Genomic DNA, 13883 nt, shown 5'->3' with positions numbered 1-13883 from the left:
CTTCAAAAAATTGAACTACTCAACTTCCCTTCGCCTTCTGCTTCTAAACCATACTCTTCATGGTAACCCCCATCCTTCAAAGCATAGATTGAATCATTAAAGAGGGATACGATTAATCCTTCCGCCGCTAAATTTTGCAATGTATGGCGATATACATTCACACTAAATTGCTGTGCCTTTTTCAAATATTCATTGAGCTTTTCATAATCATGAATGTCCTCATTTAGATTACTAATTAACTCTTCACCTTCTCCATATGGAACCAAGATTGCTGTAGTTGGCGCCTCAATCACTTCAAAATGAGATTCCAACGTTTTGTACATCGAAGTCATTAATGTTGGTTGATGATTGCTTGGAATTGCTGCAATATACTTTTGACTATGATTCAACAGCTCGATCAGTTCCACATTTAGTTTTGAATCTGTCATTTTAATCCTTCGTCCTGCCTTGCTTAAATAAAAATCAAAATACGTTTGAATTGCCGCCGGACTTAGCAAATCTGTGGCTAGTTCACTACGACTTAAAACGTCCTCTTCAGTCACTTCTTGGCCAAGTGCAATCTCTGGTAGTTTTGATAGTGCTTCATCTTTGGCACGTATGATATAGACGATACCTTTTTCACTTTCGGCATGTCGATTACACCGACCCGCTGCTTGTGCAATGGAATCTAATCCTGCAAGTGAACGGATAACACATTCAAAGCTAATATCTACGCCAGCTTCTATCAATTGGGTACTGATACAAATCACTTTTTCTTTCTTTTCTTCAAGCTTTTCTATCACTTCTTTTAAAATATCTTTTCGATGTTGTGGGCACATCGATGTACTTAAATGGTAGACCAAACAATCTGGTGTTTCCTTCAATTGTTGGTATACATTTAATACTGCTTTTTTTGTATTTAAGATAATAAGAATCGACTGTTTATCTTCTAGCTCTTCAACTGCAAAATCACTAATTTCCTCAGCATCCCAGCCCTCTTTTTCTACTTTACTTTCGAATGTGACGCGTTCAAATGCTTTCACCACATCAGATAAGTCCTTCACCATCTCAGTACCCTTGTCCATCATTAGTGGATAAGACGTTTTTGTAAGCGAAGGTTGAGTAGCTGTACAAAGAATAATACTGCTCTTTCCAAAGTGATGTAAAAAGTTCACGGCATTATTGAATAAAGGGATATGTTTGACAGGAACGGATTGTACTTCATCAAAGATTACAATCGCATTGGTAAGATTATGTAGTCTACGTGACTTACGCGTTCCTTTCGCATAGAATGTATCCAAAAATTGGACCATTGTCGTGAAAATAATCGGATGATCCCAATTGTCTCTGGCAAGCTGCATTCTTTTTTGATGTGGCTTGCTGTAAAAGTCAGGATCCTCTTCACTTTCCACATCGTCAATCACATTTGAGTGATGCTCTAATACTTGCTCTTTATTTTTAATCGTCTTCCGAACCGCATCCGCATTTTGCTCCAATATCGTTGTATACGGAACTACATAAATAATTCGATCTTTCCCTGCTAACTCTGCATGCTTTAGTGCATATCGCAAACTTGCAAGTGTTTTCCCACCACCTGTCGGAATTGACAATTGATAAATAGAAGAAGGTTCTTCCGCCAAAAGATCGCAACGTTCTGACATCTCAGCACGTAGCTTATTAATTGGTTTCGTTGCGTCTGGACTTGCTGCCCACTTTTTCACTTGATCCATTAAATGGTTATAACTTTCTTTAAAGAATGCTTGGTTCGATTGATGTAACTCCGTCGTATCATCCTCATCAAATCTACGAGAATCTGTTCGATCTGCGTCAATCAAGCAACTAAAAATATATTTCATTACTAAGCTAAAAAATATGAAATTGGAATTTTCACCATCTGGATGTTTCTGTAGAAGTTGTTGCAGCTTCGGAAAAAGCGCTTTTATTTCTTCGTTTGCAGCTTTGAAAAGTTCTTCTACCTTTTCCTTATTACTTAATATCCCCAAGAACTCTTCCTGTACTTCTTCATAATAAGGAAGGTCTTCCTTACACACTCTTCTAAAAAAATCGGATTGACTTCCATCCGTTTGGATAAAATTTTGTAAACCCGAGTGATGTGATAAAATAACCATTCCAACAATTTCAACGACCATATTAGAAATGGCTTCCTCTTGCGTTTTTGGCTCATCTACATAATAAGCTTCGTATAAATACTTCGCCCCAGCAGTTGAATGGTCAATTCTTTCTAAAGGTTCTCCCATTTCTTTAACAGCATTCTTAATATAAGTACTGAAAGCCTTCGTATTTTTCCCCATATCATGTAAGAAACCGGAAAGCTCGGCCATTGCCGCAAAGCCTGCTTTTTTTCCGTATTCTTTTGCAAGGGATGACACCGATATTAGATGTCCTTGAACTGTTTGTATTTTAAAATCAGACTTTCTCATATGGGCTATCATGGACACGCCCCCTTTTTAAATTAGCTATACTACCATAGTACCAAAAGACCTAACCAAATACACGTAGTAGTCAGAATTAAGAGAAAGTAACCCCTGCTTGCCCCATCGATACTTAGTTTGGGGATGAATACTCTTCACACTTGGCCTAATCTACTTTTGTTATTTTTAATCAACATAGTAATTAGTCTATACACAATAAACATAGAACCTTCGCGGAATTCCGCAAAGGTTCTATGTTACTAGTATGCTTTAAAATAATCGTATTAAAGGATTCTTTCGGTGCTTCCTTATGTTTATTAACCTAAACTATTTTTTATCGATTGGATAACACTTTCCACTCCTACTATACACCCCCATAGCCCCACACATAAACTCCGCCAATCCCTCCCCAAACTGATCAATATTCTTCTTAAACCGCTCATCCGCCACATACATCTGCCCAAGCCCAGCAAACGCCTCCAACGAATAATCACCCATCTTATTCAAAAACACAAACCACTCACCAATCCCCGCTTGCGCTTCCTCGGAAGCTGGATCCAAATGCCGAATGTCCGCCAATTTGAAGTAAATACGATTCATTTCCTCGCCTAACACAGGGCCAAATTGAGCTGCCTTCTTGTTTGACTCCTCTACCGCCTTGTCGCCCCAACGCGCTCTCGCTTCTTGCTCATATGGATTCGAACTAAAATCAAATCCTTTAAATTTCTCTTCGTTCGTCATCACTAATTCCCCTTTTCCATGTTGGATTGTTTTCTCAATCGTTTCAATCATCCTATCGAGCTGCTTGCGCTTCTCCATCAGCATGTCGCGCTGCATTGCAAAAGCTTCTTGCCGATCAAATGATGGGCTCTCTAGCAACTCTTTAATCTTCTTCAAAGAGAAGCCCAGTTCACGAAAGAACAAAATCTGCTGCAACGTTGCCAAATTATCATCAGAATAAATCCGGTATCCCGCCTCCGTCAAATCATTCGGCGTTAGCAATCCAATGTCATCATAATGATGGAGTGTGCGCACACTGACACCTGTTAACTGTGCTACTTCTTTTACTTTCATCGCTCATGGCCTCCCTTCACAAATAACTATAGAGTATGACGTAACGTGAGAGTCAACATGGAGAAAGAATTCTATACTTCATTTCACTCAATCGGCAACCAAACCTCAATATCATACCCATTCGAACCTGCCGGATGAATATAGCGCTCAAAACTAAAACTATGGCGCATCTTCACACTATCCATCGCCATTAGCGCATTAAACGTTGTTGGAATCGCAGAAACTCCACCCTCTGCTAACGCAACGATGAACTTGCCAGCTGGCACAATCGCTTCTTCTGGAAATGCTTCAGCAAGATCTGCCTCAACGCCCGCAAGATAGTATATCTCTTGCCCTTCCATCGCTAAACAAAGCCCAAAGGATTCTTCTGCAACAATTCCCCTGTTCGCAATTTCTGTATTCAATCCATCCCAGAGACCCGGAATTTCAGCTACTGGCCCCTTCATCGCATAGCCCTTCACCTTGAATGTCTCTACTTCTACAATACGTGTTTCCATACTCATCGCTCCTTTTTCTTCATTATAAAACGATTGCCCTTCTACACCAAATAACGGGACTATATAACCAATCCGGAGAGTAGTTACTATATTAATATTAATCCATAAAACCCTAACATACCGCCATAAATCACCGATAAGTAATAGTAGGGCGAATAGATATGCAAAGGAGAAAAGAACTATGAGAAAACTTCAAACCAAGATGTTAGCCTTCATTTTAGTACCAACCATTCTCTTCTTCATTGGTCTAGGTACATACACCTCACTTACAGTCCACAAGATGACCACCAAAGAAGCTGAAGCAAGCTTTGGAACACATGGCGAATTGCTCGCCGAAGAACTAGGACTTGAATTAGAACAAAGTGTTGCTGCACTCCAAGCTTTATCGCAATCATTTGGAGCACTACTGGAAAATGACTCCACTCTATCACGTGATGATGCCAACATCATGGTGCAACAACTCCTCACAAATAACCCGAACGTTCTCGCCTCTTGGATGTTTTGGGAACCCAATGCATTTGACGGACAAGATGCAGAATACGCCAACACACCTGGTCACGATGAGACAGGACGTTTCATCCCGATTTGGGCAAAAGAAGCGAACGGCGAGTTCGTTGTGGAGCCCGTCACGGATTATGCAGAACCGAGTGCGCTATGGGCAGATTTACAAGCTGTACTCGATTCAAGTGAGAATGCCCTTTGGGAACCCTTTATGTATGAAATCAATAACCAAGACGTCTTCATCACCTCCATCGTCGTTCCTGTTCTTGTAAACGGCAAGGCTGTTGGACTCGTCGCGGTCGACATGGAATTAGGCACATTGAATGAACTGGTCAGCCAATTTGCGTTTTACGATACGGGCTTTGCAGGTTTACTGTCAAATGATGGAACAATTATTTCTCACCAGGAGAGTGACTTGATTGGCGAAAATTATTTTGACAGTATAGCGATGCAAGGGATGCCTAACGCTGACGAGACAAGGGCTGCTATCCAACAAGGACAACAAACAAGAATTGAAGGATTTTCTGAAATCTCCAAGAAAGATGTCTATCGCTTATTTTCCCCTGTCCACGTCGAAGGTATTCAAACACCTTGGAGTGCTCTTTTAGTCGCCCCCCTTGATGAGGTAAAGAAAGAAGCGACAGCTATCACAACTAAAATTCTGATTAGTAGTATCGTCATCGTCACCCTCCTTGCCATCATCATCTATTTTGTGACAAGAAATATCACACAAGTGCTTCGTGCCACTGTGGGCTATGGACAAGTTATGCAACAAGGTGACTTTACACAAACCATTTCAAAGCGCTATTTAAATCGTAAAGATGAATTAGGCGACCTTGCCGGGATTTTTGCATCGATTAGTGACAGCATGCGCAATTTAATCAGTAAAGTGCAAGATAGTGCGCAACTTGTTGAGCAGTCAGCTAGTACTGTAGATATTCAAACACATGAATCTACCCAAGCTGCCAATGAAGTTACTTCGTCCATTGAAACGGTTGCACAATCAGCCGAAGTCCAAATGCGCAGCGCAGAAGAAAGTGCAAAAGCAATGAACGATATGGCACAAGGCGTGCAAGCCGTTGCGCATACCGCAACAATTGTATCGGATACAACGAACCAGATGATTGAGCAAGCCAACCAAGGACAAATCGTTGTTCAAAACGCAGTTCAACAAATGGATACGATTCATAAAGGAACAAACGAAACGAAATCAGTCATTGAGAAATTAGAAACAGAAGCCAATAAAATTCAAGATATTGTTTCAGTTATCACGGCCATTTCCGAGCAAACGAATCTATTGGCATTGAATGCCGCAATTGAAGCCGCACGAGCTGGCGAAGCTGGAAAAGGATTTGCCGTCGTTGCAGATGAAGTACGGAAATTAGCAGACGAAACAAACGGTTCCGCCGCTGATATCCAACAGCTAATTGGCACCATTCAGACCGACACAGCAACAGCCGTCCACTCGATGGAGAAAAATGACGACGGCGTCAATGAAGGTATTAAACGTATGCAAGAAGTACAATCTGCCTTCAAACAAATCCTTACATCTGTCGAGCTAATCGTCAAAGAGGCTGTGGAATTATCTGCTGTAGCCGAAGAAATGTCGGCAGGCTCGGAGGAAATTGCAGCAACCGCTGAAGACATGGCCAACAATGCGGAAACAGCATTCGAACAAACCCATCAAGTCGCAGCTGCTTCTGAACAGCAACTCGCCTCTATGGAAGAAATTGCAACGAGCTCGGCAACATTGAAATCGTTAGCCGAAGAACTCACGACTGCATTAAATCAATTCAAAGTGTAAATAAAAAAGGTGAGACACGATTTGTACACGTGTCTCACCTTTTCATCTCTATTCTTCCACTACAATATCCGTCTCAATGTTATTCGCCTTATTATGCTTCGCCTTCATAAAGAACATTGCTGTCAAAATAGCCGTTAAGACGATGCCGATATAGAAGGACAGCTTCAAGTCTAAGCTAAAACCAATCTTCGCATTCAAGATATATACAAACACCATATATGTGATAAATAGTGCCGGTACTAGCGATACAATATAATTCTTACCTTTGATAAACAAATACATCGTCGCAATCCACAAAGCAATGGCCGCAGTCGCTTGGTTGGCCCAAGAGAAGTAGCGCCATAAAATATTAAAGTCAATTTGCGTTAACAACGCCGATACTGCAAATAAAGGGATGGCAATCATTAAACGTTTCGCAACTTTGTGCTGGTCAATCTTCAAATAATCCGCAATGATTGAACGCGCCGCACGGAATGCCGTATCTCCTGATGTAATCGGCAGGACAATAGCACCTAACACAGCAATCGTTCCACCAATAGCCCCAAGCAATGTCATCGATACTTCATTGACAACCGAAGAAGGCGTGCCCGTTGCGATAAACTCACTTAACGTTTGCCCATCCAACATACTCATAGCAGCCGCCGCCCAAATCATCGCAATGACTGCTTCTGTAATCATCATGCCGTAAAATACATAACGACCTTGCGATTCTTTCTCTACCGTTCGAGAGATAATTGGTGACTGCGTCGCATGGAAGCCAGATAACGCACCACATGTAATCGTGAAGAATAAAATCGGGAAAATCGGCACATTATCTGGATGCATATTCGTTAACGTCAATTCTGGAATCGTATAATCTGAGAACAGTAAAGCGCCCCCAACTCCAACCGTCCCAATTAAGAGCACTGCTCCGAAATACGGATACAATCGACCAATAATTTTATCAATCGGCAGAATCGTTGATAAGAAATAATAGACAAAAATGACCGTAATTAAGATCCACAACGCCACTTTGCCATTCATCAATATCGCTAATAGCGATGCCGGCGTCGTGACAAACACCGTTCCGACTAATAATAGAAGTAATAAAGCGAAAACGTTTACAACATGTTTCGAAACAGTACCTAAGAATTTCCCCGCTAATTCTGGAATATGCGCCCCTTTATTACGTATAGAAATCATACCTGTTAAATAGTCATGCACAGCTCCGGCAAAAATCGCCCCAAAGACAATCCACAAAAAAGCGACTGGACCGAATAACGCCCCCATAATCGGGCCAAAAATTGGACCTGTACCCGCTATATTCAATAGCTGAATCAATGCGTTTTTATGTTTATTCATCGGTACATAGTCGATACCATCTGCGTTGGCGTACGCAGGTGTTTTTCGAGCATCGGCAGGGTCAAAAATCTTTTCAATGAATTTCCCATACGTAAAATAACCGATAACTAATAGTGCAATTGCTACAAAAAATGTAATCATGTGAACACCCCTGTTCCCCTTTTTGTCTATCTACCTCGCATTGTTCCAAATGAATCACAACAATGCATCCCGTATAATTAGTCTATGGCAAATTTTCTAAAAAAGAAGTTTTCGAGCATAACATGCACGTTTGGGTGAACAACGTGCAAATAGGGCGTGTCAACATGCACAATTTTACAATTCTAAGCGTTGGCGCAATTCTTTTACATAATTTCGACTGACGGACAGTTTTTCTTCCAAACCTTCTAGTTCAAGCTGATAAGCACCATTAAACCACGGGGTCAATCGGCTAACATACGTCAAATTGACAAGATAGCCTTTATGAATTCGGAAAAATGAAAAGGGAACCAATCGACTTTCGAGTTCTTTTAAAGTGGTCCGTACTTCGTAGCCATGCGTTTGAGTAATAATTTTGGTCACTTTTTCATCGCGACATATATATAAGATTTCTTTAGGATGAATATAATTAATTTCTCCATCGGCCTCCACTGCCAATTTCCCAAGTGTTTCTGAGGAATCGGCTGTTGGAACCGGCAACAACGTTTTTTCAATTCGTGCAATGGTTTGCTGTAGCTGTTCTTCATCGTATGGTTTCAATAAGTAATCAATGGCATTGATACGAAACGCTTCCGCAGCAAATTGAGGATAAGCCGTTGCAAAGATGATAAGTGGTACTTTCTTTAACTCCACTAATGATTTTGCCACTTCAATGCCATTCATTTTAGGCATTTCTACATCCAGAAAAACAACATCCGGAAGTAGCTGCAAGGCTTTCAAAATAGCCGCCTCTCCACTTTCCGCTTCACCAACTACTTGAACCGCAGGAAATTTGCTCAATAAATACATTAACTCTTCCCGCGCATATCGCTCGTCATCTACAACTAGAATACGAATTGTCTGCATTAAACCCCTACCTCCAATTTGGGAATTCGAAATGAAATAGCTGTTCCTTTGTTCCGTTCGCTGCGGATGGCTAATGCCGCTTGGTCACCAAATGTCATCCGTAACCGACGATTGATGTTGAATAGTCCTACTCCTGTTCCTATTTCAGACGCTACCTGCATTGTGCCTAGTAAAGCCAGACGCTCGGGTACGATGCCTTCTCCATTGTCTTCTACTGTAATTTCAATTTCTGACTCACAATTATGTACGCGCAATGTAATCACACTATCTTTCTCCATATCTTTAATCCCATGATGAATCGCATTTTCCACAATCGGCTGCAAGGTGAATGGCGGAATTTGTTCTGCTAACAAATGATCGTCCACATCATACACAATGGTCAGTCGATCAACAAACCGCGCTTCAATAATTTCCATATAGGCTTTGACATGCGATAGTTCTTGTTCCAAGGAGATTTTCGATGCCGTTGTCCCTGTGACATTTTGCCGTAAAAAGTACGAAAGAGATGTCAATAACTTGCGAGCTTGATTAGGATTCGTGCGAATTAAAGACACAATAATGTTCATCGAATTAAAGAGGAAGTGGGGGTTAATTTGCGCTTGCAGTGCTTTAATTTCCGCTTCCTTTGCGAGCTGATACGCATGATCTGTTTCTGCGATTTCAAGTTGCGTATTCAATAGTAGGCTCAGCCCTGATATCAATTCGATGCTGACATCCGTAATCACTTTTTCCGATGGATAGTACAGCTTTAACGTCCCAACCGTTTCCCCACGTCGGATAAGGGGTGCAATGACCGCCGCTCCCAACCGACAACCTGGAAAATCACAATGGATGGTGCCGTCATTGACCACGACCAACTCTCCGTAATGAATAACCGCCTTCGTTTCGTGCGTTCGAATTGGGCTGTTGACTTGATGATGATCACTAGCAATCCCAACATGCGCAAGTATGTCTGTGCGATTCGTCATCGCAACAGCACTTGGCTTCAATTCCTTATAGAGAATATCACAAACTGCCTGCGCTGTTTCGGCGTTCATCCCTTTACGCAAGTGTCCCAGTGTTTGATTGGCGATACGCAATGTCTTTTGCGCTTGCAGGGCTGTTACCTTCTCCTGCTCACTAATGACATTATGAACAATCAATAAGAAGAGCGCCGTTCCAACACCATTAGCCAAAATCATCGGAATCCCAATGACCTCAACTAACGTCATCGCCTGTTCAAACGGTTTGGAAATCATTAAAATCACACTCATTTGCATCGTCTCTGCCAGCGCCCCGATGCCAAACACCGTTAGCGGTTTCAACGTTTTCCCTTTCCGATAAAAAGCGCCCGCAAGAAGCCCCGCGACAATTGTCGAAATCCCACAAGAAAACGCCGTAAATCCACCCAATGTCATTCGGTGAATTCCGGCAATCAGCCCCGCACCGAGCCCTAAGCGATACCCGCCTAATAGTCCCGCGACAACAACACCAATGACCCTTGAATTTGCAATCGCTTCATCCGTCGTCAACGCCGCAGCAACGCTGTTAAAATGCAAAGTATTTGTGCTCAATGCCACACCAAAATACGTACCGACAATGCCAAATAATCCAAAAAACAAAATCGCCGTAAGCGCCTGCTTTTTCTCCAATTTATCGTGCTGTACCAATTTTTTAAAGAACTGAAAACGCGTTAGAATGAAGGCAACTGCTACAATCATACCAACTCTTTCCAACATAATGGCAAGCAAATCTAACAACGAAATCCCCCCTTTTCAGCTACCTGTACAAAGATCGATCCGTTTGTTTGAATTTTCACGGTTATACAAACTTACATTATACTGTAATTATGTTGGGATACCTATATTTACTTTCAGTAGTGAGGCAATATACATCCCACTAACGAAATAGAAAGCGGGGCTACTTTCCATACACCGGCGGAACTTTTTATAGAACATGATTTTTCCCTTTAAAAGTTGCGTATAGTAGGAAAAAGGGTATAGATGCATAGAAAGGTGGTGCGTTATGGACTTCATGATACTCTGGCGATCCCTCGTGATCGGATTGCTAATCGGTATAGCTGGGTATTTGCTTCTCGCCAAACCCGAGCAGCGCCAAAAAATGCGGAAATACTTTCTGCTTTTACTCGGTTTTCTCACGTTAAACCTAGCCGCCCTGTTTCACTTCGGATTCTTCTCCCAGCCGCCACTCGCCACAAAGCCCTACAACATTCTGTTGCTCGTCATGGTACTCGGTGCCACATTCCAGCTTCTATCCGGCATTCTCCTTTTTATCATCGAACGCAAGAAAACCCGTCCTCTTCAATGAATGGACGGGTTTTCTGATGGATGTCACTTCCAAAAGTTTAGAATATATTCTTCCCCCTTCCAAATAGTTCTTATATACTAATTCGCCCCTGACTAGGAAGCACCTATACCTATTGACTCTATTTACTTATTTCCCTATTATTTATAATCGAATGGAAATAATTCACTTATAGAGGGAGATTGTGTATTGAACGCAAAATCGTTAACATCTAGCAAAGAAACACCTTATTTCATCTGTAGCGTCATTATTAGTGCCTTTATTTATCTGTTTGCGATGTTTAGTATTATTGGAATTGTGATTGCCTTAGTGATCCTAGCCTTTGTTTTATTCTCCAATGCCATTATGCTTGGGAGCGTCCGCGGGAATGGTGTGCGGGTGAGTGAAAAACAGTTTCCTGATATTTATGAACGAGTGACCTATTTGTCTGGAAAAATGGAACTCAAAAATGTGCCCGATGTATTCGTTATTCATTCGGAAGGGGCTTTCAATGCCTTTGCCACACGATTTTTCGGGCGTAATATGGTCGTCATTTATTCGGAAGTATTTGAATTGGCACGTGAGCAAGGGGAAAAAGAGCTTGATTTTATCATTGCGCATGAATTGAGCCATATTAAGCGCAGACATATTTGGAAAAGTATCCTCACGCTACCGGCGAACTTTATACCTTTCCTTGCCGAAGCGTATAGCCGTGCATGTGAGTATACTTGTGACCGAGAAGCTGCTTATTACATAGAAGACGGGGCGGCTGCCAAACGCGCGCTGACGATTTTGAGTATCGGTAAAGGGCTTTATAAAGAGGTCAATGATGTTGCTTATTTGGAACAAATCCATACCGACTCTGATGCAGCTGTTTGGTTTGCTGAAACCTTATCGACACATCCTATATTGCCAAAACGTATTCAAGCTGTGGGGCAGTTTATGGAGGTTGAGGGTACACCACATTTCGAGCCGAATGTTGGTAAAATTGCGATAGGCGCAATTATTTCTGGGGTTGCCTTATTTGCTCTTTATATCGGTATCGTTATAACAATCGTCTTCAGTGCTGGATTTTTAGCTAAATTCCTTCCTAGTGACGATACAGAAATATTCGAGCCTACACTAACACCGCTAATGGATTCAGTCGTGAATAGCGACATTACAGAAGTCGAAGCGCTGCTCGATGAAGGAGCGGATATCCATGAAACGGATGAGGATTCGACGACAGCACTTCTGTATGCAGTGTATTATGATGAATTTGATATCGCCCAATTGCTACTCGATGAAGGGGCGAATCCCAATGACATCGATTATTTTTCCCATACGCTTACAGCAGCACTTGCAAATGAATCCTATGACCTAGCTGCGCTGTTATACCATTCAGGTGCAGATCCAACGCTAGAAGACCCTAATGGTGAAACCGCACTTGATTATTTAGGAGTAGAGACAGTGCAAGAATTCGAGGATTTATTGAAAGAGTACTAGTGAATCAATGCATGCGAAGCACCCATCCTTTGTTAATAGTGGATGGGTGTTTTATTCTTGTTTTCCCTTCATCTAAAAGAACAGAAAGTATTGTGAGAGCACCACAAGGAATAAAATCACTAGCCCAAGCCATTTACTGTCTTGCCACATATAAATCGCATTGACGATTCCACCTAATAGCATGACACCCGCCCCACTGTATTCAATAATCCTTACGTTTACCACACCACCTATAATCAGAATGAATAACCCAAGCGTTAAGATTCCTTCTGTCAACAGGATTCTTGGAATTGTGATCACACGAACTCTTTCATCGTCATTTCTTCTACGACGAAAATAATCGATGACTTCTCTACCAATTATGGTCACGAACAAGATTATAAGGCCCGGTAATAAGGTTGCATTCATCATTCATCCCCCTTACTCCACAAACCTCTCAATAATCGCTTTCACGGATCCATCTTGCGTCAAATGAACACTTTCCCCCGCCCATAACGACATGAATTCACTTTTCCCTTGTGCTGCCGCCGCTTTCCGAATACCTTTTGTTAAATCATTTTGATAAGGATACGGTGCAAGAACCGCGTCACGCATGTCCATGATGAATTGATTGCGAATGCCTCGCGCAGTTTTTCCTGAAAAGGCCTTCGTTAACGTGGTACAGCCTTCTTCCGCCTCGAAAATCGCTTGCTTATACTTCGGGTGTGCCCCACTTTCATCTGTTGCTAATAGTGCTGTCCCAATTTGAACAGCTTGCGCACCCGCCAATAACGCTTGTTCCATATGCGCTTTCGTTGCGATCCCCCCTGCTGCAATCACTGGAATTTCTACAGCTGCGACGACCTCTGGCAATAATTTAGCCAGCGGAATGAGCGTTAATTCGCCGGCAAAAGAGCCACGATGTCCGCCTGCCTCACTACCTTGCACAACAACCGCATCCATCCCTGACTGTTCTGCCAATGTTGCCTCCTCCACAGTCGTAGCCGTCCCGATTACATGAACACCATGTTCTTTCAACAAACGCACTGTTTTCTCGTCAGGCAAGCCAAATGTAAACGAAGCAATTTTCACGCCTTCCTCTATTAGAACTTGCACTTGCCCATCGAATTCCGATTCTGACAACGGTGCCTTCCAAAATGGCATCCCTAGCTGCTGTCCAATCGGTTGCAATGCCTCATATGCCTCCCGCAAATACAGCTGATTCATCTCCACATGCTCCGGCACAAATAAGTTCACCGCAAACGCTTTATCTGTCCGCTTTTGCACCTCTCGAATAAACTGCCGTGTGTCCTCCGCTGAAAGATAGCCTGCTCCAACCGATCCAAGTACACCCGCTTCTGCTGATGCCGCCACAAATTCCGGCGTCGTTACCCCTGCCATGGGTGCTTGGATAATTGGGTAGTCAATTGCCAACATTGTCGTTAAGTCATTTTTACTCATTGT

General features: G+C 42.3%; 11 protein-coding genes. 3 read left to right on the top strand and 8 right to left on the bottom strand.

Annotated elements, in window-relative coordinates; genetic code table 11:
• Window positions 1-2: 2 nt before the first annotated feature.
• The 3 genes from cas3 to MKY34_RS05080 form a co-directional block, all read right to left on the bottom strand.
• On the bottom strand, window positions 3-2432 hold the full coding sequence (gene cas3, locus MKY34_RS05090; protein WP_342514136.1) for a CRISPR-associated helicase Cas3': 2430 nt from the start codon (window positions 2430-2432) through the stop codon (window positions 3-5).
• A 306-nt stretch (window positions 2433-2738) separates the two neighbouring features.
• The gene (locus MKY34_RS05085; RefSeq protein WP_342514135.1) at window positions 2739-3485 is read right to left on the bottom strand and encodes a MerR family transcriptional regulator; all 747 of its coding nucleotides are present in this window, start codon (window positions 3483-3485) and stop codon (window positions 2739-2741) included.
• Window positions 3486-3568: 83 nt separating this feature from the next.
• Window positions 3569-3982, bottom strand: a complete 414-nt coding sequence (locus tag MKY34_RS05080; RefSeq protein ID WP_342514134.1) for a GyrI-like domain-containing protein — start codon at window positions 3980-3982, stop codon at window positions 3569-3571.
• 181 nt (window positions 3983-4163) lie between these two features.
• Here MKY34_RS05080 and MKY34_RS05075 point away from each other — a divergent pair, with 181 nt between their 5' ends.
• Window positions 4164-6287, top strand: coding sequence for a methyl-accepting chemotaxis protein (locus MKY34_RS05075; RefSeq protein WP_342514133.1), 2124 nt, complete (start codon window positions 4164-4166; stop codon window positions 6285-6287).
• Window positions 6288-6335: 48 nt separating this feature from the next.
• Here the strand turns inward: MKY34_RS05075 and MKY34_RS05070 are convergent, their stop codons facing one another.
• The 3 genes from MKY34_RS05070 to MKY34_RS05060 form a co-directional block, all read right to left on the bottom strand.
• Complete coding sequence (locus tag MKY34_RS05070) at window positions 6336-7769, bottom strand: carbon starvation CstA family protein (RefSeq protein WP_342514132.1); 1434 nt, start codon at window positions 7767-7769, stop codon at window positions 6336-6338.
• 174 nt (window positions 7770-7943) lie between these two features.
• Window positions 7944-8672, bottom strand: coding sequence for a LytTR family DNA-binding domain-containing protein (locus MKY34_RS05065; RefSeq protein WP_342514131.1), 729 nt, complete (start codon window positions 8670-8672; stop codon window positions 7944-7946).
• Entirely contained in the window at window positions 8672-10411 is a 1740-nt protein-coding gene (locus MKY34_RS05060; protein ID WP_342514130.1) for a sensor histidine kinase, read from the bottom strand. Before MKY34_RS05060 ends, MKY34_RS05065 begins: the two co-directional genes overlap by 1 nt.
• A gap of 265 nt (window positions 10412-10676) precedes the next feature.
• On the opposite strand from MKY34_RS05060, the gene MKY34_RS05055 reads away from it, so the two are divergent.
• Both MKY34_RS05055 and MKY34_RS05050 read left to right on the top strand, forming a co-directional pair.
• Window positions 10677-10979 (top strand): hypothetical protein, encoded by a 303-nt coding sequence (locus MKY34_RS05055; RefSeq protein WP_342514129.1) that lies wholly within the window; start codon window positions 10677-10679, stop codon window positions 10977-10979.
• A 186-nt stretch (window positions 10980-11165) separates the two neighbouring features.
• Window positions 11166-12440 (top strand): M48 family metallopeptidase, encoded by a 1275-nt coding sequence (locus MKY34_RS05050; RefSeq protein ID WP_342514128.1) that lies wholly within the window; start codon window positions 11166-11168, stop codon window positions 12438-12440.
• Window positions 12441-12512: 72 nt separating this feature from the next.
• Here the strand turns inward: MKY34_RS05050 and MKY34_RS05045 are convergent, their stop codons facing one another.
• Window positions 12513-12848 carry a hypothetical protein gene (locus tag MKY34_RS05045; RefSeq protein ID WP_342514127.1) on the bottom strand — a complete coding sequence of 112 codons (336 nt, stop codon included), beginning with the start codon at window positions 12846-12848 and terminating at the stop codon, window positions 12513-12515.
• 12 nt (window positions 12849-12860) lie between these two features.
• Window positions 12861-13880 (bottom strand): nitronate monooxygenase, encoded by a 1020-nt coding sequence (locus tag MKY34_RS05040; RefSeq protein WP_342514126.1) that lies wholly within the window; start codon window positions 13878-13880, stop codon window positions 12861-12863.
• Between the last annotated feature and the right edge of the window lie 3 nt (window positions 13881-13883).

The sequence above is a fragment of the Sporosarcina sp. FSL K6-1522 genome (genome assembly GCF_038622445.1).
Taxonomy (GTDB): domain Bacteria; phylum Bacillota; class Bacilli; order Bacillales_A; family Planococcaceae; genus Sporosarcina.
This window is presented reverse-complemented; position numbering and strand designations above follow the sequence as displayed.

What these genes read in the sequence shown, in the direction of transcription:
- cas3 (WP_342514136.1), bottom strand. Translation starts at nt 2,432, where the DNA reads ATGATAGCCCATATGAGAAAGTCTGATTTTAAAATACAAACAGTTCAA.
- MKY34_RS05085 (WP_342514135.1), bottom strand. Translation starts at nt 3,485, where the DNA reads ATGAAAGTAAAAGAAGTAGCACAGTTAACAGGTGTCAGTGTGCGCACA.
- MKY34_RS05080 (WP_342514134.1), bottom strand. Translation starts at nt 3,982, where the DNA reads ATGGAAACACGTATTGTAGAAGTAGAGACATTCAAGGTGAAGGGCTAT.
- MKY34_RS05075 (WP_342514133.1), top strand. Translation starts at nt 4,164, where the DNA reads ATGAGAAAACTTCAAACCAAGATGTTAGCCTTCATTTTAGTACCAACC.
- MKY34_RS05070 (WP_342514132.1), bottom strand. Translation starts at nt 7,769, where the DNA reads ATGATTACATTTTTTGTAGCAATTGCACTATTAGTTATCGGTTATTTT.
- MKY34_RS05065 (WP_342514131.1), bottom strand. Translation starts at nt 8,672, where the DNA reads ATGCAGACAATTCGTATTCTAGTTGTAGATGACGAGCGATATGCGCGG.
- MKY34_RS05055 (WP_342514129.1), top strand. Translation starts at nt 10,677, where the DNA reads ATGGACTTCATGATACTCTGGCGATCCCTCGTGATCGGATTGCTAATC.
- MKY34_RS05045 (WP_342514127.1), bottom strand. Translation starts at nt 12,848, where the DNA reads ATGAATGCAACCTTATTACCGGGCCTTATAATCTTGTTCGTGACCATA.
- MKY34_RS05040 (WP_342514126.1), bottom strand. Translation starts at nt 13,880, where the DNA reads ATGAGTAAAAATGACTTAACGACAATGTTGGCAATTGACTACCCAATT.